Annotated in this window: 16 protein-coding genes; 6 read left to right on the forward strand and 10 right to left on the reverse strand. The window is 63.6% G+C overall.

From position 1 onward, the window contains the following. Positions 1 to 80: 80 nt before the first annotated feature. The 6 genes from LAN64_04015 to galE all read left to right on the forward strand — a co-directional run bounded on the left by LAN64_04015 (position 81) and on the right by galE (position 4,498). Entirely contained in the window at positions 81 to 779 is a 699-nt protein-coding gene (locus LAN64_04015) for a haloacid dehalogenase type II (GenBank protein ID MBZ5566998.1), read from the forward strand. A gap of 50 nt (positions 780 to 829) precedes the next feature. Next, complete coding sequence (locus LAN64_04020; protein MBZ5566999.1) at positions 830 to 994, forward strand: Trm112 family protein; 165 nt, start codon at positions 830 to 832, stop codon at positions 992 to 994. A gap of 287 nt (positions 995 to 1,281) precedes the next feature. Next, entirely contained in the window at positions 1,282 to 1,512 is a 231-nt protein-coding gene (locus LAN64_04025; GenBank protein MBZ5567000.1) for a hypothetical protein, read from the forward strand. 327 nt (positions 1,513 to 1,839) lie between these two features. Continuing rightward, positions 1,840 to 2,817 carry an EXORDIUM family protein gene (locus LAN64_04030; GenBank protein MBZ5567001.1) on the forward strand — a complete coding sequence of 326 codons (978 nt, stop codon included), beginning with the start codon at positions 1,840 to 1,842 and terminating at the stop codon, positions 2,815 to 2,817. A gap of 88 nt (positions 2,818 to 2,905) precedes the next feature. Beyond that, the gene (locus LAN64_04035; protein ID MBZ5567002.1) at positions 2,906 to 3,415 is read left to right on the forward strand and encodes a nuclear transport factor 2 family protein; all 510 of its coding nucleotides are present in this window, start codon (positions 2,906 to 2,908) and stop codon (positions 3,413 to 3,415) included. Positions 3,416 to 3,508: 93 nt separating this feature from the next. Continuing rightward, positions 3,509 to 4,498, forward strand: a complete 990-nt coding sequence (gene galE, locus LAN64_04040; protein ID MBZ5567003.1) for a UDP-glucose 4-epimerase GalE — start codon at positions 3,509 to 3,511, stop codon at positions 4,496 to 4,498. A 106-nt stretch (positions 4,499 to 4,604) separates the two neighbouring features. Here the strand turns inward: galE and LAN64_04045 are convergent, their stop codons facing one another. From LAN64_04045 to thrC, 10 genes are all read right to left on the reverse strand, one after another. After that, entirely contained in the window at positions 4,605 to 5,984 is a 1,380-nt protein-coding gene (locus LAN64_04045) for a pyridoxal-phosphate dependent enzyme (GenBank protein MBZ5567004.1), read from the reverse strand. After that, the gene (ssnA, locus tag LAN64_04050) at positions 5,984 to 7,312 is read right to left on the reverse strand and encodes a putative aminohydrolase SsnA (protein MBZ5567005.1); all 1,329 of its coding nucleotides are present in this window, start codon (positions 7,310 to 7,312) and stop codon (positions 5,984 to 5,986) included. The genes LAN64_04045 and ssnA overlap by 1 nt, the downstream gene beginning before the upstream one ends. Further along, positions 7,309 to 8,286 carry a carbamate kinase gene (gene arcC / locus LAN64_04055; GenBank protein MBZ5567006.1) on the reverse strand — a complete coding sequence of 326 codons (978 nt, stop codon included), beginning with the start codon at positions 8,284 to 8,286 and terminating at the stop codon, positions 7,309 to 7,311. The genes ssnA and arcC overlap by 4 nt, the downstream gene beginning before the upstream one ends. Then, positions 8,283 to 9,350, reverse strand: a complete 1,068-nt coding sequence (locus LAN64_04060) for an ornithine carbamoyltransferase (protein MBZ5567007.1) — start codon at positions 9,348 to 9,350, stop codon at positions 8,283 to 8,285. The genes arcC and LAN64_04060 overlap by 4 nt, the downstream gene beginning before the upstream one ends. Further along, positions 9,295 to 11,514, reverse strand: a complete 2,220-nt coding sequence (locus tag LAN64_04065; GenBank protein MBZ5567008.1) for a 4Fe-4S dicluster domain-containing protein — start codon at positions 11,512 to 11,514, stop codon at positions 9,295 to 9,297. Before LAN64_04065 ends, LAN64_04060 begins: the two co-directional genes overlap by 56 nt. A gap of 130 nt (positions 11,515 to 11,644) precedes the next feature. Next, positions 11,645 to 12,895 carry a YgeY family selenium metabolism-linked hydrolase gene (locus tag LAN64_04070; protein MBZ5567009.1) on the reverse strand — a complete coding sequence of 417 codons (1,251 nt, stop codon included), beginning with the start codon at positions 12,893 to 12,895 and terminating at the stop codon, positions 11,645 to 11,647. A gap of 174 nt (positions 12,896 to 13,069) precedes the next feature. Beyond that, positions 13,070 to 15,931, reverse strand: a complete 2,862-nt coding sequence (locus tag LAN64_04075) for a molybdopterin-dependent oxidoreductase (GenBank protein MBZ5567010.1) — start codon at positions 15,929 to 15,931, stop codon at positions 13,070 to 13,072. 26 nt (positions 15,932 to 15,957) lie between these two features. Next, positions 15,958 to 16,821 carry an FAD binding domain-containing protein gene (locus LAN64_04080; GenBank protein ID MBZ5567011.1) on the reverse strand — a complete coding sequence of 288 codons (864 nt, stop codon included), beginning with the start codon at positions 16,819 to 16,821 and terminating at the stop codon, positions 15,958 to 15,960. Positions 16,822 to 16,900: 79 nt separating this feature from the next. Then, a complete protein-coding gene (locus tag LAN64_04085; GenBank protein MBZ5567012.1) occupies positions 16,901 to 18,283 on the reverse strand; it encodes an 8-oxoguanine deaminase in 1,383 nt (460 codons plus the stop codon). Then, positions 18,280 to 19,551: a threonine synthase gene (gene thrC / locus LAN64_04090; protein MBZ5567013.1), complete on the reverse strand. Its 1,272-nt coding sequence runs from the start codon at positions 19,549 to 19,551 to the stop codon at positions 18,280 to 18,282. Before thrC ends, LAN64_04085 begins: the two co-directional genes overlap by 4 nt. Positions 19,552 to 19,676: the final 125 nt, after the last annotated feature.

The raw sequence follows: 19,676 nt of genomic DNA on the forward strand, positions 1-19,676 counted from the left end.
TCAGGCTTCAGAAAAGCGGCCTGGAGTCTGCCTGTTGGATCTGATGACGGAAGCCTTGCGCCTGACGCCTGAGCCTCCTTATGTCTGATCTCGACTTCTCCCAGTTTTCCTGGCTCACCTTCGACTGCTACGGCACCCTGATCGATTGGGACCGGGGAATTCTGTCCACGGTTCGTCCGATCCTGGCCGCGCACGGTCGCGACTTGAGCGACGCCGGAATTCTGGAACTGTTTGCCGCCATCGAGCGCGTCGAGGAAGTCGGCGAATACCGCACCTACCGGCAAATCCTGGAATCGGTGATGACGAAGATGGCGGCGCGCCTGGTGTTTCGCATCAGCCGCGACGAGATGCGGTCGCTGCCCGACGCGCTCGGTGACTGGGCGCCGTTTCCCGACACGGTCGCTGCGCTCTGGCAGTTGAAGGAGCGCTACCAGTTGGCGGTGATCTCCAACACCGATGACGACCTGTTCGCGCGCACGGCAACGCATCTCGAGGCGCCCTTCGACGCCGTCATCACGGCGCAGCAAGCGCGCAGCTACAAGCCGGCGCTGAACAATTTCCGTCTCGCGCTGGAACGCCTGGCGGCGCCGCGGGAAAAAGTGCTGCACGTGGCGCAAAGCCTGTATCACGACATCGCGCCCGCCAACGAGCTGGGAATTGCCAGCGTGTGGGTGAACCGGAGCGAACGCGCGGGAGCCTCGGGCAGCGCGGCGGGTGCGGCCCAACCCGATCTCATCGTGCCGGATATGGCAACGCTGGCGGCGATGGCGACGCGCTAAGCGCCGGCGGTTATCGAACGCACGGCTCACGGCGTAAAATTGGCCCCGATATGATCAGCAAGGAACTGCTCGATATCCTCGCCTGCCCAGTGTGCAAGGCGCCCCTCAGCTTGGGGACCGACACGCTGAAGTGTTCCGCTTGCCGCCGGGTTTACCCGATTCGAGACGGCATCCCGATCTTGCTGGAGGACGAAGGCCGGATCGAGAACGAGTAATCTGTGTGCCAATCTGTCCGAGTCTGAGCCGCAGTTCCTCAGCTTTTCCCCCAAAGGAAACAACAGTTGCCACGTCTGGGGCGAGGCGTGAGCCGTCGGGTAGCCTCAGCGGACGAAAATTTACTGCATCAAGTTATTGTCGCTCAGTCACTTAGCATAGAAATGAGGTAGCGCGGCCGGCAGCGGAACGGTTTGGGCAGGAAATTGCAAGCAACTATTGTGAGAAAGGGGAGTCTAATCTGATAGGCAGGGGTGAGGAACCTGGCCTTCGGGATCGGAGGTGGTCCATGATGGCTGAAAAGTTTTCGAATGTTGAATTGGCCGCCTTGCGTAGCGAGTTGCTGCAGAGCGGACTGGATTCCTGGGACGCCGCCCGTGTGCTGCAAATTTTTCTCGCGGGGCGGGGCTACGGAGTTTCGCCCGAGGCTGCGCTCGACGCGGCCAGCCGCGTGGAAGGCGCCGGTTGCGCCTTGGATGTGATTCAGAAAGAGTTGGAGGGAATTGCCTTGGTGATGTGAATGGCGCGGAAGGTGACGCCGCGCTGCACAATGAACTTCGTCGGAACTCAGACGAAAATAGAAAGATGAGCCGGGCCAACCAGCCCGGCTTTTCTGTTCTCCGCGCGCGGCGAAAAACTGACAGGGTCCACTTACCTCAACTCCCTCCCGCTTCGCAGCAACCGACAACTGCTAACTTACGGACATTGACCCGCATCCCATTCGGGAATAACATCTGCGAACCCGTGGGGCGTTTCCGCAGTGGGGTGGGAATGGCAGTTGGCGCGGCACTGCCTTTTGTCTCGGGTTCCCAACACCGTCGCAAATCTCAGACTGGAGGAGGAGCCCATGATGGCTCGGAGGAAGGGTTTGCCTTGGAAGGTATTGGTATTTGTTGTGCTCGTGGCCAGCGCTGCCTTGGTTGGCGCGCAACAGACGCGGGATTCGAAAGACCTGGCACCCACCGGCAAGGGGTGGGGCGAAGCTTCGCAGCAAGCTCCTGATCGCGTGGACCACGCTGGGGTGAATGGCAACGCCGGATTGGCCAGAATCACCTGCCCCAACGGCATCTGTTACCACGGCGGGCCGGTGATGGGAAGCAGTCCCACCATTTATTACATCTGGTACGGCAACTGGAGCGGGAGCGGAACCAGCCATCCCATCTCGGATAGCGCCATCACACAGGGTCTGCTGAATACCCTCCTCGACGGGCTGACGGGCTCGCCGTACGAGCATATCAACACCACCTACAGCATCTCGGGAACCGCGGTTACCGGCAACGTGACCAATGGCGGGGACGTGTCGGACAACTACTCGCACGGCACGGCGCTGTCGGACGCCGCTATCAAAGCCGTTGTCTCGGCAAAAATCACCAGCGGGGCATTGCCGTCGGATAGCAACGGCGTCTACTTCGTGCTGACCTCATCGGATGTCAATGAAACATCCGGCTTCTGCACCCAGTACTGCGGGTGGCACACGCACGGCACCATTGCGGGGAAGGACATCAAGCACGCCTTCGTCGGCAATCCGGATCGCTGCCCGTCGGCCTGCGAGTGGCAGACCACCAGCCCGAACAACGACAGCGGGGCCGACGGCATGGCGAGCATCATCGCGCACGAGCAGGAGGAGGCGATTTCCGATCCCGATCTCAACGCTTGGTACGATCGCCGGGGCGCCGAAAATGCCGACAAATGCGCCTGGACCTTCGGCACTACGCACACCGCGTCGAACGGATCGCTGTACAACGTCACGCTGGCAAGCTCCAACTTCCTGATCCAGCGGAACTGGGTCAATGCCGGCGGCGGATCCTGTGCCATGAGCTACTGACTGGGAGCGAATTTTCGTAAGCGGGCGGCCTGAATAAGCGCCGCCCGTTTTGTTTGTGGGATCATCTTCCCTATCGGAGGAAGCGGTGATGAAGAGAATAATCACGACAGTCCTGCTCGTCCTGGCGCAGGTTTCGATCAGCTCGGCACAACAGACCAAGCCGGGTGCGCCGGCGGGCAGTCGCATCCCCACAGCAACGCGGCTGGTGGTTACCTTCCACGACCTGGAGCGACAATTGACGATTGCCCTGCGGAAGAACGACGCGGCCACGCTGGACCGCTTGCTTGCCGGCGAGTTCGAAGTGTGGACACCGCAGCCGCCCGGCGAGCCGGTCCCACGCGCCGATTGGCTGCAGCAGCGCCGGTCAGTTGGCGTGCCGGAGGCGTTCAGCATCCGCCAAATGGCGGTGCGGGGGTTAGATGACCACGCCGTGGCCAGCTTCGTTCTGATCGAAGGCGCCGGCGCACGACAGACTGCTCAATTCGTCGTTGACCTCTGGGCGCGCAGCGGCGGCGAGTGGAAACTGACCGATCGCTATGCTTCCCAGGTGCCACCCGCGCCATACTCGGGGGAGAGAAAGCCAACAGGCAAAGACTAGAGTGGTCCTGCCTCGCGCTGGCGGGCGTTCCAGCAGTACTATAGCAACTCCGAGCTGCCGTTTTTGCCGGTGGTAAAGAATCGAGGTCGGAGAATGCGCGTTCTAGTGACGGGCGGCGCTGGATACATCGGCTGCCACGGCGCGCGTGCCCTGAAGCGGCGTGGGCACGAGGTCGTGATCTATGACAATTTCAACACCGGCCACCGCGAGCTGGCCAAGGGATTCGAACTGATCGAAGGCGATGTAGGCGATGCCTTCACCCTCGCCCGCGCTCTCCGCGACATTGACGCCGTGATGCACTTTGCCGCCCACTCGCTGGTGGGCGAGTCGGTGCAGAATCCGCGCAAGTATTTCGAGAACAACGTTTGCGACGGCCTGGTGCTGCTCAACACCTGCCTCGAAGCCGGCGTCCACAAATTCATTTTCTCCTCGAGTGCCGCCGTGTACGGCAATCCCCGCGAAGTGCCCATTGCGGAAGACGCGCCCAAGCAGCCCGTCAACCCCTACGGCTTCTCCAAGCTTTCCTTCGAATACGCCATGCAGTCCTACGATCCCGCCTACGGCCTGCGGTTCGTGAGCCTGCGCTACTTCAACGCCGCCGGCTGTGATGAAAGCGGCGAAATCGGCGAGTTGCACCATCCCGAAACCCACTTGATTCCGGCCGCGCTGCAATCGGCCACCGGCGCGCGCAATCAACTCCAGATCTTCGGCGAAGACTACGACACCCCCGACGGCACCTGCATCCGCGACTACATCCACGTGGACGACCTGGCCGAAGCCCACGTGCTCGCCCTGGAGCATCTGGCCGCCGGCGGCGCTTCCAACATTCTCAATCTCGGCACCGGAAAAGGTCACACCGTCAAGGAAGTCATCACCACCATCGAGTGCGTTATCGAGCGGGAACTGCCGAAGCGTATCGTCGGCCGCCGTCCGGGCGATCCCCCGGTCCTGCTGGCTGATCCCTCGCGCGCCGAAAAGCTGCTCGGCTGGAAGGCCACCCGCTCCTTGGAGCAAATGGTCGCAAGCGCATGGAAATTCCACCAGCTCTATGCCCAGCGCACCCGCGCCGTTTCCGAAAATTGATCTGAACACGCGATTCAGCCGCGTAGCGGCGAATGACAGTAGCCCGGCACCCCAGTGCTGGGACCGAACCTTGATCAACACGAAGTCCCGCAGGGACGGCTTGAACTCAGCCCTTGCGCGCTCTGAGCAACGCTGAGTCGAACTCTCCGACCTTCGCCGCTTCCGCTTCCCAAAACGCTTGCGACTTCATGCTCTCCAGATACGAATCGGAATACCCAAACTTGCTCCAGGTCTCCTGCTTGTAGCGGAACAGCCGCTCTTTCTGCTGGCGCGGACGAACATCGAGAATGTCCGCCGGAGACCCGCCGCGGAGAATCGCGTCAAACGAATCACGCAACGCTGCTTCGGTGGCGAGCGGTTTGCGCTTCTCCAGGTCGGCGAGAACGGAAGGATAGCGGTCGAAGCCATCGGTCGCGATCGTCACCACGTTGTCCTGCGGGCCCAGCTTGAGGAACTTTGCCAAACGGATCGCGCCGATGATGTTGCACACGCCCGAAATGCCGAACACGCCCTCGAATGCGTGCAGCGAGCCTTCGCGTAGCCGCAGCAGCTTCTCCACGAACGCTTGCCGCCGTTGCAGCAACTCCAATCCGACCACGCAGTCATCATCATGGATCAGCATGACGTAATCGGTGGTCAGCACGTTGTGGATGAGCGTGACCATCTTGTCCCCAATGCCCTCGATGCGATGCGTTCCGCGCCCGTTGTTAGACAGGGTCGAGCACTCGCGCGGCTCTGGCGCGCAGATCACCGCTTCGGGAAATTGTGCTTTGATCTCGTCCCCCGCGGCCAGCGTTCCCGCCGAACCGGGCGCTGCGACGAAGGCTGCGACGCGTCCGTTGCCGTGCGCGCGCGCCGCTTCCACCGCGCTTGCGCCCGTGACATGACGATGGAAACGGTAATTCGGCAGCAGCTCGAATTGCGCCAGCACCTTGTTACGCGCGTCCTTCTTGTATTCCTCGGTGCGCTCCAGAACCAGGATGACGTCGCTCTCCGACCCCGGCGTGAGATCGAGTTTGCCTCCGTATTGCCGGATTCGCTGGTAACGCTCGGCGCTCATCTGCTCCGGCATGATGACGATGGCGGGATAACCTTTGAGCTTGGAGATGTACGCCACGCCGATGCCGAAGTTTCCGGTGGAAGGCCCGATGATGGTGTTCTCGCCCTGATGAATCTCGCCCGCGAGTTCACCTTCCATCAGCGTCGCGTAGGCAGGCCCGACTTTGTGACTGCCCGAGGGAAACTCGCGTCCCACGAGCACGACGATGTTGGCTTCCACGCCCGTCAGTTCCTTCGGAAGCACAATGTGGCGGATGGAATTGTCCGGCGCGCGCCAGGTGATGTTGTACAGGTTGATCGGGTCGAGTTCGTTGGCGCGCGCGGCCAGCGCCCTCTGCCGTATGGATTGCGGCAGCGTTTCCGGATGCAGCATTTCGCTGTACGTGGGACCGAACCCGACTTCCGATTGCAGGCGAGGAGCTGGCATCAGAATCTTCTCCATAATTCGCGCGCGCACGACGCGGCTTTTTCGGCCACGGCGCGCTCGTCCACGTTGACGAACTCGCGAGTGCGCATGACGAAACGTCCGTTGACGATCAGGGAATCCACCGGCGCGTGCGCAATGCCGAACAGCGCGTGGCCGAAGATGTTGTCGCCGGTGAGCGGCGTGGGTGGAAAATAGTCGTAAAGCGCCAAGTCGGCGCGCGCGCCTTCTTCGATGCGACCGATCTCCATGCCGCAGATTTTCTTCGCAATCGTGCGGTTGTTCAGCAGCGCCAGCGCGTAGGCCTCGGCGTAGGCGACGCGGGGATCGCCGGCGCGCAGCTTCTGCACGTGGAACGCGGTCTTGAACTCGTCCCACATGCGGGGGCTGTAACCGTCGGAGCCCAGCCCGACCAGCACGCCGGCCTCGACCATCTCCAGCACGCGCGCGGCACCCACGGCGTTGTTGCAGTTGGACTGCGGATTGTGCACGACGTTGATCTTGCGGCGCGCCAGCGCGGCGATGTCGGCGCCGCTGACATGAATACAATGCGCGGCCAGAGCGCGGTCGTCGAGCACGCCCGCGTCGTGCAGGCGGCGAACCGGCGATTTGCCGTACTTGCGCCGCGCGTCTTCGTTGTCGCTGCGGTCTTCCGAGACGTGCACGTGGAATCCCGTTTGCAGCGAGTCGTTGGCTTCAACGCAGCGCCGCAGCGTGCGCTCGCTCAAGGTGAACGAGGCATGCAGCCCGAAGCTGGCATTCACCAGCCCGTCCGATTTCCGCGCGCGCTCAATGAAGCGGATATTTTCGTCGAGACCTTCCTGGGCGTTCTTCGGGCCGTTGCGGTCGGTGGTCTCGTAGCAGAGCACGCCGCGCAATCCGACCTCGCGAAAGGCGCGCTCGATCACGTCGAGGCTGCCCGAAACTGCCGATGGGCTGGAATGATGGTCCACCAGCGTGCCGACGCCGCAGCGCGCCGAATCCATCACGCCCACCAGCGCGCCGGAATAAACATCCTGCTCGTTCAGCGCGCGGTCCAGACGCCACCAGAGCCGCTTCAGTATCTCGGGAAAGTTCTTCGGCGGCGTTCCGGGCAGCGCGATGCCGCGCGCCAGCGTGCTGTAGAGGTGGGTGTGGCAGTTGATGAGCGCGGGCATGAGCAGCCGCCCGCGAGCATCGAAGCGGCTGTTCTTGTCGGACGGTCCGCGGCCGAGGGCGGCCGCGCCACAGACTTCGCCAATGCTCCCGTCATCGCGCACCTCGACCGAGCCGCAGTCCAGCACGCGGTTGCGCGAATCGAAAGTGAGGATGCGGGCGTTTTCGATGATCATGTCGCGTTAAAGGCGAGCGCGCGGTTTCCCCAAGCCGCAACGATGCGCGTTCCGGCGTTGCCCTCCACTGCTTCGGCAACTTTCTCCGTCGAGGTAATGATGCACTCTTCGCCGCCGTTCTCGATGAAATCAATCGCTGCCTCGATCTTCGGCCCCATCGAGCCGGCAGGAAATTCACCGGCTTCCAGATAGCGCCGCGCGCACTCGATGGTGATGTTGGAAAGCCATTGCTGCTGCGGCTGGTGATAGGCGATGGCGACCTGGTCCACCGAGGTGACGATGATGAGCTTGTGCGCGCGCACCTGCTTGGCGAGCAGGCAGGAGGCAAAATCCTTGTCAATGACGCCTTCCACGCCCACCAGCTTGGGGCCGTCCCAGGCGACCGGAATGCCTCCACCGCCGCAGGCGATGACCACCACTTCGGCTGCCAGCATCGCGGCGATGGAATCTTTTTCCAGGATGTCGAGCGGGCGCGGCGAAGGCACGACGCGCCGCCAGCGTCCCGGCTCGATCTCCTTCATGCGCCAGTGCGGCTTCTCGCGTTTCAGCTTCTCCAGGTCTTCGCTGGAATAGAAAGACCCAACCGGCTTTGACGGATGCTCGAAATCCGGATCGTTGCGGTCCACCACAACCTGCGTGATCACCGTGGCGCACTCGCGTCGAACGCCCTCGCGCCTGAACATTTCATCGGCCACGCGCTGGATCATGTAGCCCATGCCGCCCTGCGAGTCCGACACGCAGGTGTCCAGCGGCAGCGGCGGCACGCGGCGCTCGCCTTCCTCGGAGCGAATCAGTATGTTGCCGATCTGCGGGCCGTTCCCGTGCGTGATGACGATGCGGCGGTCGCTGCGGAACAGCGGCACCAGGTGTTCCAGCGTTTCCGCGGTGTGCGCGAACTGCTGGGGAATGGTACCGCGCTCACCAGGACGCGTGATGGCATTGCCTCCGAGCGCGATAACGAGTGTCTCGATCATGCGCGTGCGGCCCCGGCCGGCTCCTCTTCATACTCGATTTCCTGCTCCGCCATGGTGAGCGCCATGATCGCCTTGCAGGTGTGCAGGCGGTTTTCGGCCTCGTCATAGACAACCGACTGCGGCCCATCAATCACTTCGTCGGTGACCTCGTTGCCGCGATCGGCGGGCAATGGGTGCATATAGAGCGCATCGGGCTTGGCGAGCCGGAGCCGGTTGGCGTCGCAGATCCAGTGCTTGTACTGCGTCGCGATGCGCAGCGATTCCTGCGGATTCTGGCCCATGGTGTCGAGGCAGCCCCAACTTTTGGGGATGACGACGTCGGCGTGGCGGAAAGCGTCATCCATGCTGTTGACGACTTCGAACCTGGCGCCGCAGCGCTGCGCGTTGTCGCGCGCCGCTTTCATCGTCTCCGGCATAAGGAAATATACCGGCGGATGGGCGAGCGTGACGTCAATTCCGAAGCGCGGCAACAGCATGATCAGGCCTTGCGGAACCGACAGCGGCTTGGCGTAGCTGGGCGCGTACGCCCACGAGACCGCGACCTTCAGCCCGCGCAGGCTGCGTCCGCGTTTTTCGCGCATGGTCATCAGGTCCGCCAAGGTTTGGCAGGGATGATCGACGTCGCATTGCATGTTGATGACGGGCACGCCTGCCCAGCGCGCGACTTCTCGCATGTAGGCGTTGCCTTCGCCGGGAATGAGGTCGTGACGGATGGCGATGCCATGGCCGTAGCGCGAGAGAATGATGCCCGTGTCTTTGGGACTTTCGCCGTGCGAGACCTGCATGACGTCGGCGGTGAGGAAGTGCGCGTGCCCGCCGAGCTGCGTGATACCGGCTTCAAACGAGTTGCGCGTGCGCGTGGACTTGTCGAAGAACATCAGAAAGATGGTCTGATCGGGCAGATAGCGGTGCGGAATGCGGCTCTTGAACTTGCGCTTGAGATCGGAGGAGACGGCAAGCAGGGTCTCGATTTGCGCGTCCGACCATTCTTCGGTGGTGATGTAGTCCTTACCCTTGAACAGCGCCTTCTTGAGCAAGCGTGGCTCCCCTGAGTGCCGCAGCATTCGCGTAATGCGCGCGGCCTGGATTGGAAACTGCGTCCATCAAGAACTTGAGCTGGAAATACGCCAGCATGTCCACGGTATGCGGCGCGGCAACCCCCGGTTTCAGCGACCAAGTCACAACCGTGTGGTCGGTGGTTTTGATTTGCATTTCGGCGCTGCCGTTGTCGAAGCGCGCGTTCACCTGGTCCGGCCCGCAGGTCAGCTTGTATGACTTGCCGGCGATCGTGCCGTGGATGGTGGTGCCGGCGGCGCCGAACTCGAGCCAGAAGCCGTTGCGCCCGGCGTATTTTTCGTACGACTCGGCGCTGCCGAAGAAACGCGGCTTCTCGATCTGCGGGCCGCCGTCTTCGGGGCAGAAGACGTCGCAGTTGCCGCAGTCATTGCAGGCGTCGGCGTAGTTGGCGAGCTGGTGCACGCGCGCGACTTTGAAAACGCCGCCGGCAATCGGGCGCGCTTCACCGGTCGGCAGCAGCTCGTAATTGTGGTAGGCGATTTCCGCCGCTTCGTTTTCGTAAACAAAGTTGGCGTCATTGGGGCAGACGGGCACGCATTTATCGCAACTGATGCAGTCGTAGAGCCAGAGCTTGGAGCCGATCTTGCGTGGCGCCGCCTTGTTTTTCTCCCAGCGATAGCGCGGGTCGGCGGTAGTGGCGTCCACGATCCCCGGCGTGTTGAGCACGCCCGCGGCCTCGACCAGCGCGCCCTCCAGCACGGTCAACTCGTCCTGCAGCGCATCGGCGAGCGCGGGCGACGGAATGCGCCCGGACCTGAGTTCGCGCTGCAAGCCGGCACAGGCTTCATGCAACGCCGCGCCGGGGGTTGCGAGCCAGGCCTTCATCCGCGAGGCGACGATTTCGGTGATCGCGGACGCAGGAAAGCGCTGCGCAAGTGCCGCGACGACGGAGTCGATTGCAGCTTCGCCCTGTCCGGCATAGCGGACGACGAAGTCGTGAATCCGTGGCGCGCCGAGCTCTCGCATCCTGGCGCCGAGGTTCTCCAGATACTTGGGCAGGCGCGCGTAGCCTCCCGGACGCAGCAGGTCGGTGCAGGTGGTGACGGGCACGAAGTTCATCGCCACGGCATTGCAGACGTTGTGCTGGTCGAGCCCGGCGGAAAACGAGATGGGAAACGCGCCGCCCATGTGCTCGCGAAATTTCTTCACCAGGTTCAGGGTGATCACGTGCAGCGGCGGGCCCGACATGTACATGACTTCGTCGCTGAACATGCGCCGATGGTTTTTTACCACCAGCGTGTTGCTAAATTTGACGGCCAGGCGCTTGCCGCGGGAGCGCGCCACGCCGGCCAGGCGCGGCAGCATGGTGAGTGCGTCGCAGAATTGCAGGTCGTGCTCGAAGGCGTCGGCGGCAACCTGGATATCGCCATAGCCGAGCACGTCATGCAGCAGGTATCGCACCTGCTCGAAGCCAAGCAGCGTCGGGTTGAGCTTGACGCAGACGTGCACGTCCATCTCGGTGAGCAGGAAGGTGACGATGCCCTCGATCTCGTGCGCCGGGCAGCCGTGGAAGGTGGAGAGCGTGATGGTATCGCTGACGCGCGTGGGAAAGTCGAGGTCGCGGTATCGCGCCCACGGGCCGGTGAGCGTGGCGCGCAGCTCGTCAATGATGGCGCGCGCATCCTTCATGCTCTCGATCCACTGGCGCACGCGCGGCGAGCGGATGCCCTCCAGGCTGTAGCCCACGCTCATGTCGTAAATCGTATCGGTGAACGGCCCGGCAAATTCGTCGCCCAGCAGCCGCGAGGCTTTCAGAATCTCGATGAACATCATTGCCGCGACGTACTCGCGCAGCGACTGCTCCAGCTTCAGCTCCTGCGACCACTCGACGTTGTACCCGACGTTGGTGGCGTCAATGCAGGGACGCGGGATCTTGAGCTCGTCCATGATCTGCACCGTCTTGAGCTCGATAATGCGCGAGCCGGCAAGCCAGGAGAGAACGATGTTCTGCACGAGTTGGTCGTGCGGCCCGGCGGCGGGACCGACGGGATTGGCGGCGCACCGGCCGTGGAAGGTGACCGAGGTGTCCACGCCGGCAACGCCGCGATAGAACTTTGCTTTCGGCAGGTCGAAGATTTTCCCCTCGCGCGCATATTCCAGAAAGGCGCGCGTGAGCTGCAGCGGAAGCGGGATGGGGATCAACTCGGACATTTGCTTCGTCGTTAGTTGCGCATTTTCGGGGCTTGGGCCCCTGGCCTACCGCAGCGGCTAAAGCCGTGCATCGCTTACCGTTTCGGCACGACTAAAGTCGTGCCCTGATACATGCGACTTTGCCGACTTGTTACTGGGCCCCGGCTTTGGCCAACTGCTCGCGCTCCAGCGTGTGCGCGAACACCAGCGGAAACGCGGCGTAGAACTGCGCGGCCTGCACCAGGTGGTCAATGGCGACGCGCTCGGTGACGGCGTGCGCGTCCACCTCGTTGCCGGGGCCGAAACCGACCGTAGGCACGCCGCAGATTCCCATCGAGCCCACCCCGTTGGTGCTGAACGTCCACTTGTCCACCACGGGCGCGCGGCCATGGAGCGCGCGGTAGGTTTCCACCGCCGACTGCACCAGCGGATGATCTTCGTCGACCACCCACGTCGGGTAGTACTTCTCCATCGGATAGACGAGCCCGGTGTAGCTGGGGACTTCGTAATTCAGGATTTCGATCTCGGCATCGCGCGCGCCGGACAATGCACGCACTTCCGCAACCGCGCTTTCCTTCGTGTCGCCGGTTGTCAATCGCCGGTCGAGGTGAATCGAACACGATCCCGGCACCGCGCACAGCGACGGCGACAGCGAGCGGATCTGCGTCACCGTGATGGTGCCCTTGCCGAGAAACTTGTCGTCACGCAGGCGCGTGTTCAGTTGCTCGATTTCGCGCAGCAGCGTGGTCATCTTGTAGATCGGGTTGTCGCCGCGCTCGGGCGCGCTGGCATGGCAGGAGCGCCCGCGGATGTGGACCTCGATCTCCATGCGCCCGCGCTGGCCGCGATGCACCTGCAGGTTCGTGGGTTCGGTGATCAGCACGCAGTCGGGCTTGATGCCGTCTTCGCGCAGGATGTAGAGCCACGCCAGGCCGTCGCAATCTTCTTCCTGCACGCTGCCGACACACCACAAGGTGTAGTCGCCGCCGAGGCCAAGGTCCTTGATCAACTTGGCGCCGTACACCATGCTGGCCATCCCACAGCGCTGGTCGCAGGCGCCGCGCCCGTAAACGTAACCGTCCTCGACCTTGCCCCGGTACGGGTCCCACTTCCATTCCTTGAGGTCGCCGACGCCGACCGTGTCGGTGTGCGAGTCCATCATGATGATGCGCTTGCCCGAGCCGATGCGGCCGAGGATGTTGCCCATCTTGTCGATACGGATTTCGTCGAAGCCGGCGTGTTCCATTTCCTGCTTGATGCGCTGGATGACCGAGCCTTCCTGCGAGCTTTCGGCGGGAATGGCAATCAGGTCGCGCAGGAAGCGGACCATGGACTGTTCGTATTTCTTTGCGCCGTCGGCGATGGCGGCGCGCTGCTGGCGAAGAGTATCGAGTGGGCTCATGATGTTGTCTATATCGTGATCTCGTGATCCACGTATCAGGGCACGGCAATAACCGTGTCGATTAGGATTTCCTCCTCCGCAGGGCTTCAGCCCCTGCGATTTCAGCGGCTAAAGCCGCCCCCCATTGCGACCTCATGCGGCACGACTGAAGTCGTGCCCTGCTACACGCTGCCATCAATCGGACGCGACCGCTTTGCGCGCTCTGCGACCCACGTGCTTACGGGCAACGGGCGCGGTGGTGCGCTGTTTCGCTTGCTCCTGCAGCGTCTTCAGCACCACTTCCGGCCGAATGGGCAACTGACGGAAGCGGATGCCAATGGCGTGATAAATCGCGTTGGCGATCGCCGGCGCCGGGCCGTTGATTGGCACCTCGGCGATGGATTTCGCACCGTAGGGCCCGAGCGGTTCCTCGGTTTCCACCAGGATGGTGGTCAGTTTCGGCATGTCCTTCGCCGAGAAAACTTTGTAGTCGAGGAAATTGGGGTTGATCATGCGGCCGGTTTCGTCCAGCAGCATTTCCTCGGTAAGCGCGTACCCCAGCCCTTGTGCAACCGCGCCTTCGCTTTGGCCTTCGGCCGCCATGGGATTGATGGCAACGCCGCAGTCAACCGCGGTGACCAGCTCCACCACGCGCACCTTGCCGGTTTCCGTATCCACCTCGACCTCCGCAAACGTGGCGCAGAACGGCGGAGGACTGTCGGTGTTCCAGTGCGAAGCACTGTCCATGATTTGGACTTTGTCCTTGTACATGGCGTGGCGCGCGATGTCGGCCATGCTCACCGATTTGCGGCACTCGCACACGGTGAACGCTTCGTTGTTGCCAAGACTGACTTTTTCGGGCGCGACCTCCAACATGCGAGCAGCAACGTCGACAATCTGGGCGCGGACTTTCTCCGCCGCTTTCTTCACCGCGCCGCCGGAAATGATGGTGGTGCTCGACGCGTAGGCGCCGACGTCGAAGGGCGTGAAATCGGTGTCGCCGGAGCAGACGATCATCTTGTCGAGCGTGACGCCCAGGGTTTCGGCGGCGATCTGCGCCAGAACCGTGTCGGCGCCGGTGCCGAGGTCGGCGGCCCCGACTTGCAGGTTGAACGAGCCGTCCTCGTTGATCTTCATCAGCGCGGCGGCCCAGTCCACGCCGGCGATGCCGCTGCCCTGGATCGAACACGCAACGCCCACACCGCGGCGCAGGTGCGAGGATTTATCCGGCAGCGATTTGCGCTTGCCCTCCCAGTCGAGCGCCTGTGCGCCGCGCTCCAGGCAGCCGGGCATGCCGCAGGTGCGGATGTTGCGCGGCAGTCCCTTGCGCCCTTCGCCGAGTTGCGCGGAGAGTTCGTCAACGTCGCCGGCGCGGATCAGGTTCTTGCGCCGCAACTCGATGGGGTCCATGCCGAGCTCGTGCGCGATCTCGTCCATCACGCTCTCCTGGGCGAAGAACCCCTGCGGGCACCCGTAACCGCGGAAAGCGCCCGCGACCGGGCAGTTGGTGTAGACCACCGTGCAATCGAACTTCATGTTGGGCGCGCGGTAGAGCGGCAGGACCTTGCTGCCGGTGTTGCCCTGCACGGTGGAGGAATGGCTGCCGTAGGCGCCGGTGGTGGCGAGCACCGACATCTGGTTGGCAACGATGGTGCCGTCTCGCTGGGCGCCGATCTTCACCTTCAGAATCTGCGGATGGCGGCTGCGCGCCATGTAGAACTCTTCTTCGCGCGTGTACTCGATCTTAACCGGGCGGCGCGTGGCCAGCGCGAGCGCGCCGGTGATGTCTTCGAGCAGCATTTCCTGCTTGCCGCCGAAGCCGCCGCCGATGCGCGGCTTGATCAAGCGCACCTTTTGCACCGGCAGTTGCAGGATCATTGCCACCTGGCGGCGCGAGTGAAAGGGCACCTGGGTGCTGCTGCGGATCGTCAGCCGCCCGTCTTCATCGAGCCAGGCGATGGAGACGTGCGGCTCCATCATGGCGTGCTGCTGGCGGTGGGTGCGGAACTCGCGTTCGATGACCACATCGGCGCCACGGAACGCTTCTTCGACGTTGCCGAGCTCTTTCTTGATGTAGGCGGCGACGTTGTGCTTCGCGTCGTGGATCCCGGTCGAGTCGGGTTCGTCATGGATCATGGGCGCGCCCGGCTTTGAGGCCTGCTCCATGTCGAGGATGGCGGGCAGGACCTCGTAGTCCACCTCGATGAGGCGTAGAGCTTCTTCCGCGATGGCACGCGACTCGGCGGCTACCGCTGCGACGCGATCGCCGACGAAGCGCGCTTTGGAGTCCAGCAGATATGTATCGTAAGGCGATGGTTCCGGCCAGCTCTGGCCGGCGGTGGTGTGCGGCACGTGCGGGACATCCTTATAGGTAAGCACGGCGTGCACGCCCGGCAGCGCGCGCGCCTTGCGGACGTCAATGCGCTTGATGCGCGCGTGCGCGTGCGGGCTGGGCAGGATTTTCCCGATCAGCATGCCCGGCAGGTGGATGTCGTCGGTGAAGCACGGCCCCCCGGTCACCAGCTTCACGCCGTCGGTTTTCTGCAACGAATGGCCGACCACCAGATGCCGGCTTGCGGCGGGAGTTTCCTCGCAATGCCTGGGGCCGTTCTGCGACACGGCAAGCACCGCCTCCACCGGCTTCTTGAACCCGGTGCAGCGGCAGAAATTGCCGGAAAGCATTTCGCGAACTTGTTCTTCGGTCGCGTGCGGATGTTCGCGCAGCAGCGCCTTGGTGTTGAGGATCATGCCGGGCGTGCAGAAGCCGCACTGCGCCGCGCCGTGGTCGAGGAAAGCTTGCTGCACCGGATCGAGCGTGTCGCCGTGCGCGACGCCCTCGACGGTCGTGATTTCACACCCCTTCGCCTGCGCGGCAAAAATCATGCACGAGTTCACCGGCTTTTGATTCAGCAGGATGGTGCAGCAGCCGCACTCGCCGGTTTCGCAGCCGCGCTTCACGCCGAAGTACCCCTCGCGCCGGAGCACGTCGAGCAGCAGGTCGCCGGGAGCGATGGTCCAGGCGCGGGTTTCGCCATTGATGCGGACTTGGATGTCCATGGAATTCTTGCGCTGCCCGTTGCGGTTCATAGCGCGCACCCCGCTTGCTGGGCGCACTCGCGCAGCGCCCGGCGCGCCAGCACCCGGCTGAGTTCGCGGCGATACTCGGCCGGCGCGCGCTGGTCGGTGATGGGCTGCACTTCGCGCGCGACCGATTCCGCCGCGCGTTCGATCAGGTCGGCGGTGATCGCCTGGCCGGCCAGCAGCGCTTCCGCCTTCTCCGCCCGCATCGGCGCGGGGGCAACGGCGCCGAGGGCCATGCGCGCCCATGCGCAGGTGCCGTCTTTCGCAATACCCAGTCCGGCGGCCGCGTTGACAATCGCGATGTCGGTTTCCGTGCGCCCGAATTTCTGGAACGACCACCCGGCGCGACCTTTGCATTTGGGGACGAAGATCTGCACCAACAGTCCGCCGTTGATGCGCCGCTTCTGCGGCAGGGCGAAGAACTCGCACAGCGTTATGCGGCGGCGGCCCGTGTCGGTTTGCAATACCACCATGGCGTCCATGGCGAGCAGCGGCGTCGCGGTGTCGGCGGCCGGCGACCCGTTGGCGAGATTGCCGCCCACGGTTGCCACGTTGCGAATCTGGATAGACCCGCAGGTTGCGGCGGCGCGGGCGAGAATGCCGCCGGCGATTCCGCGCACGATCGTAGACTGTTCGAGCGCCGCCATCGTGCACGCGGCGCCGATGTCGCAGCCGTTCGGATCGCGGCGGATGTAGTCGAGGCCGAGATGCGCGACGCCCACCAGAAAGCGGATGGAGCGGTCGCGCAGCAGGGCCAGATCGGTGCCGCCGGCAACCACCCGGCCCCGGCCCTTGCCGCCGTGCAACAGGCGCACCGCCTCACGGACGCTGGTCGGCTGATAGAAGGCTTGGATGTGGTCGAACACTGCGTTCTCCAGTCTCCGCGTGAGGGGGACACGGGCGAGAACTGCAAAAAATGGCCAGCCAGGACAAATATTTAATATATCAAAGCAGCGAAGGGTGGCCAACGATTCTCGCCGCGATCCGGCGGTGACGCTTCAGGATCGGGCTAAGCGAAATGCCTTGCAGATTGCCGCCTTCGACCACCACGCGGCCTTCGATCACCAAGGTATTTACGCGTGTCGGAGCACACAGCAGCAGGGCGGAGAGAGCGTCCTCCGCGCCGCTGTATCCGATGTCGCGCAGGTCGAACAGGGCGATGTCGGCGCGCTTGCCGACCGCCAACCTGCCGATGTCGTCGCGGCCCAGGCAGCTCGCGCCTTCCACGGTTGCCATGCGCAACGCATCCTGCACACTGACGGCGGAAGCACCGCGCGCCAGGCGGTTCAACAACAACGCTTGGCGCGCCTCGGCGAGCATGTTGGAGCTGTCGTTGGAGGCGCTGCCGTCCACGCCAAGTCCGACGGGCGATCCGGCGCGCTGCAGCTTCCCGACCGGACAGATTCCGGAGGCCAGGCGCATGTTTGAGGTCGGGCAGTGCGCCACGCCGACGCGCGCGCGTCCCAGCCGCACACATTCCGCGGAGTTGAAATAGATGCCGTGCGCGACCCAGGTGTCTTCATTCAGCCACTCGCACTGGCGAAGAAAGTCGAGAGGGCGCTGCCGGAAGCGCTTGCGGCAGTACGCCTCTTCATCGCGCGTCTCGGCCAGATGCGTGTGCAGCCGGACGCCATGTTGGCGGGCAAGCGCCGCGGTCTGGCGCATCAGTTCAGCATCCACCGTGAACGGCGAGCACGGCGCCAGGGCAACGCGCAGCATCGAGCCGGGCCGCGGATCGTGATACTTGCGGATGACGCGTTCGGAATCTTCCAGGATCTCGTCGGTGTTCTGCACCACCGAATCCGGAGGCAAACCGCCCCGGCTGACTCCCACGTTCATGCTGCCGCGCGTGGCATGAAAGCGGATGCCGATGCGGCGCGCGGCGGCGATCTCGGCGTCAATCAGCTTTTTCTGCCCGCGCGGGAATAAGTAATGATGATCGCTGGTGGTGGTGCAGCCGCTGAGCATCAGCTCGGCCACGCCGACCAGCGCCGCCGTGTTAACCGCCTCGTCGTCAATGCGCGCCCAGCGCGGATAGAGCGCAGTCAGCCAGTCAAACAGCCCGACATTCGCCGCCGCGGTGCAGGCGCGGGTGAGCGTCTGAAAGAGATGGTGGTGGGTATTGATCAGGCCCGGCACGGCCACGGCGTACGGCGCGCGAATTGTTTTTTCCGCGCGCAGGACGGCCGGAACCCGCGTGCCGATCTCTCTAATCTCGCCGTTTTCGGCATAGATAAACGCGCTTCGCAGCAACGCGTCGCTTTCCATCGTGACCAGCGTGTGAATGTCGCGGACAAGCAGCGAGTTGGGGGTAGGCTTCGGGCTCATGGATGGGCGGCGGATTGCGCTGTCGGAATCATCCCCTGGCGCGCGAGGATTTCCTCCAGGCCGCTGCCGTCGGGTAGAACTTCGAACGGATTGCCGACCGCCCGCCGCGCAGCCCGGACGTCCTTCAATCCGCTGCCGGTCACGACCGCCAAGGCGCGACCGGTGCGCGGCACCAGGCCTTCCGCCACGGCGCGCTTGAGTCCGGCAACGGAAGCAGCGGCGGCGGGCTCGGCAAAGACTCCAGTGAGCCGGCCGGTGTAATTCATCGCGTCGAGAATTTCGTCGTCGGCGACGTTGATCATGGTGCCGCCGGATTCCTCGATTGCCGTCACCGCCTTCTTCCAGTTGCGCGGCACTCCGACGGCGATGCTGTCGGCTATAGTTTTCGCTTCGATGGGTTCCATCGGCCGGTGCGTGCGGAACGCCGCAGTGACCGGAGCCGCACCCAGCGCCTGCACGCCCAACATGCGCGGCGTGCGCGCGATCAGGCCAATGGCTTTCAGTTCGCGAAACGCCTTCCACGCGGCGGCGATGGTGCAGCCGTCGCCCACCGACATGGCGATCCAATCCGGCGGCTGCCACTCCAGTTGCTCGGCAATTTCCAGCCCGACGGTCTTCTTTCCTTCCACCAGGTAGGGATTGATGGCGCAATTGCGGTTATACCAGCCCCAGCGCTCGCACGATTGCTGGCACAGCTCGAACGCCTGCTCATAGCTGCCGCCGACGCGCAGCACGGTCGCCCCGAAGATCAGGAGCTGGGTGACTTTCGGTTCGGGCGCGCGCCGGGGCACGAAGATGGCGCTGCGCAGTCCCATGCTCGCGGCCATGCCCGCCAGCGACGACGCCGCGTTTCCGGTGCTGGCACAGGCGATGATCTTGCGCCGCTTCTCCGCCGCCTTCACCACGCCGACCGAACTGGCGCGGTCTTTCAGCGAGCCGGTGGGATTACGGCCATCGTCCTTGATGAGCAGTTCGCGCACTCCGATATGTCGCGCCAGCCGGTCGGCCGCAATCGTCGGCGTCCATCCCACCGCCAGCGACGGAAGCTGCGCTTGGTCGGCGATGGGCAGCAGTTCGCGGTAGCGCCAGTGGGTAGGATCGGCGCGCGCCGCCAGCTTTTTGCGCGTGAGCACTTTGGCAATGGCGGGGTAGTCGTACTGCACATCGAGGATGCCGGTAATCCCGCACCGCGGACACGTGTAGCCCACGCGCGTGGAAAATCGCGAGCGGCACAAAACGCAGACCAGTCCGGTGACAAAGTTGGGCATGATGCGAAGTCAATATACAGCGGAATTTGTACCGAGTACCTGGTGTCGAGTGCGGAGCCGTAAATTTTTGTCGCGATTTAGGGGTATTCCTCGGTGTCTCGGTGCTGAAGAATTAGGTGTGCGAG

The sequence above is a fragment of the Terriglobia bacterium genome (assembly GCA_020073185.1).
In the GTDB taxonomy this organism is placed as follows: Bacteria; Acidobacteriota; Terriglobia; order Terriglobales; family Acidobacteriaceae; genus JAIQGF01.

Coding starts and splice junctions, on each gene's coding strand:
- LAN64_04085 (MBZ5567012.1), bottom strand. CDS start 18,283: ATGAGCCCGAAGCCTACCCCCAACTCGCTGCTTGTCCGCGACATTCAC.
- LAN64_04060 (MBZ5567007.1), bottom strand. CDS start 9,350: ATGCTGCGGCACTCAGGGGAGCCACGCTTGCTCAAGAAGGCGCTGTTC.
- LAN64_04075 (MBZ5567010.1), bottom strand. CDS start 15,931: ATGGACATCCAAGTCCGCATCAATGGCGAAACCCGCGCCTGGACCATC.
- LAN64_04015 (MBZ5566998.1), top strand. CDS start 81: ATGTCTGATCTCGACTTCTCCCAGTTTTCCTGGCTCACCTTCGACTGC.
- thrC (MBZ5567013.1), bottom strand. CDS start 19,551: ATGCCCAACTTTGTCACCGGACTGGTCTGCGTTTTGTGCCGCTCGCGA.
- LAN64_04020 (MBZ5566999.1), top strand. CDS start 830: ATGATCAGCAAGGAACTGCTCGATATCCTCGCCTGCCCAGTGTGCAAG.
- LAN64_04025 (MBZ5567000.1), top strand. CDS start 1,282: ATGATGGCTGAAAAGTTTTCGAATGTTGAATTGGCCGCCTTGCGTAGC.
- LAN64_04070 (MBZ5567009.1), bottom strand. CDS start 12,895: ATGAGCCCACTCGATACTCTTCGCCAGCAGCGCGCCGCCATCGCCGAC.
- arcC (MBZ5567006.1), bottom strand. CDS start 8,286: ATGATCGAGACACTCGTTATCGCGCTCGGAGGCAATGCCATCACGCGT.
- LAN64_04065 (MBZ5567008.1), bottom strand. CDS start 11,514: ATGTCCGAGTTGATCCCCATCCCGCTTCCGCTGCAGCTCACGCGCGCC.
- LAN64_04045 (MBZ5567004.1), bottom strand. CDS start 5,984: ATGCCAGCTCCTCGCCTGCAATCGGAAGTCGGGTTCGGTCCCACGTAC.
- ssnA (MBZ5567005.1), bottom strand. CDS start 7,312: ATGATCATCGAAAACGCCCGCATCCTCACTTTCGATTCGCGCAACCGC.
- galE (MBZ5567003.1), top strand. CDS start 3,509: ATGCGCGTTCTAGTGACGGGCGGCGCTGGATACATCGGCTGCCACGGC.
- LAN64_04035 (MBZ5567002.1), top strand. CDS start 2,906: ATGAAGAGAATAATCACGACAGTCCTGCTCGTCCTGGCGCAGGTTTCG.
- LAN64_04030 (MBZ5567001.1), top strand. CDS start 1,840: ATGATGGCTCGGAGGAAGGGTTTGCCTTGGAAGGTATTGGTATTTGTT.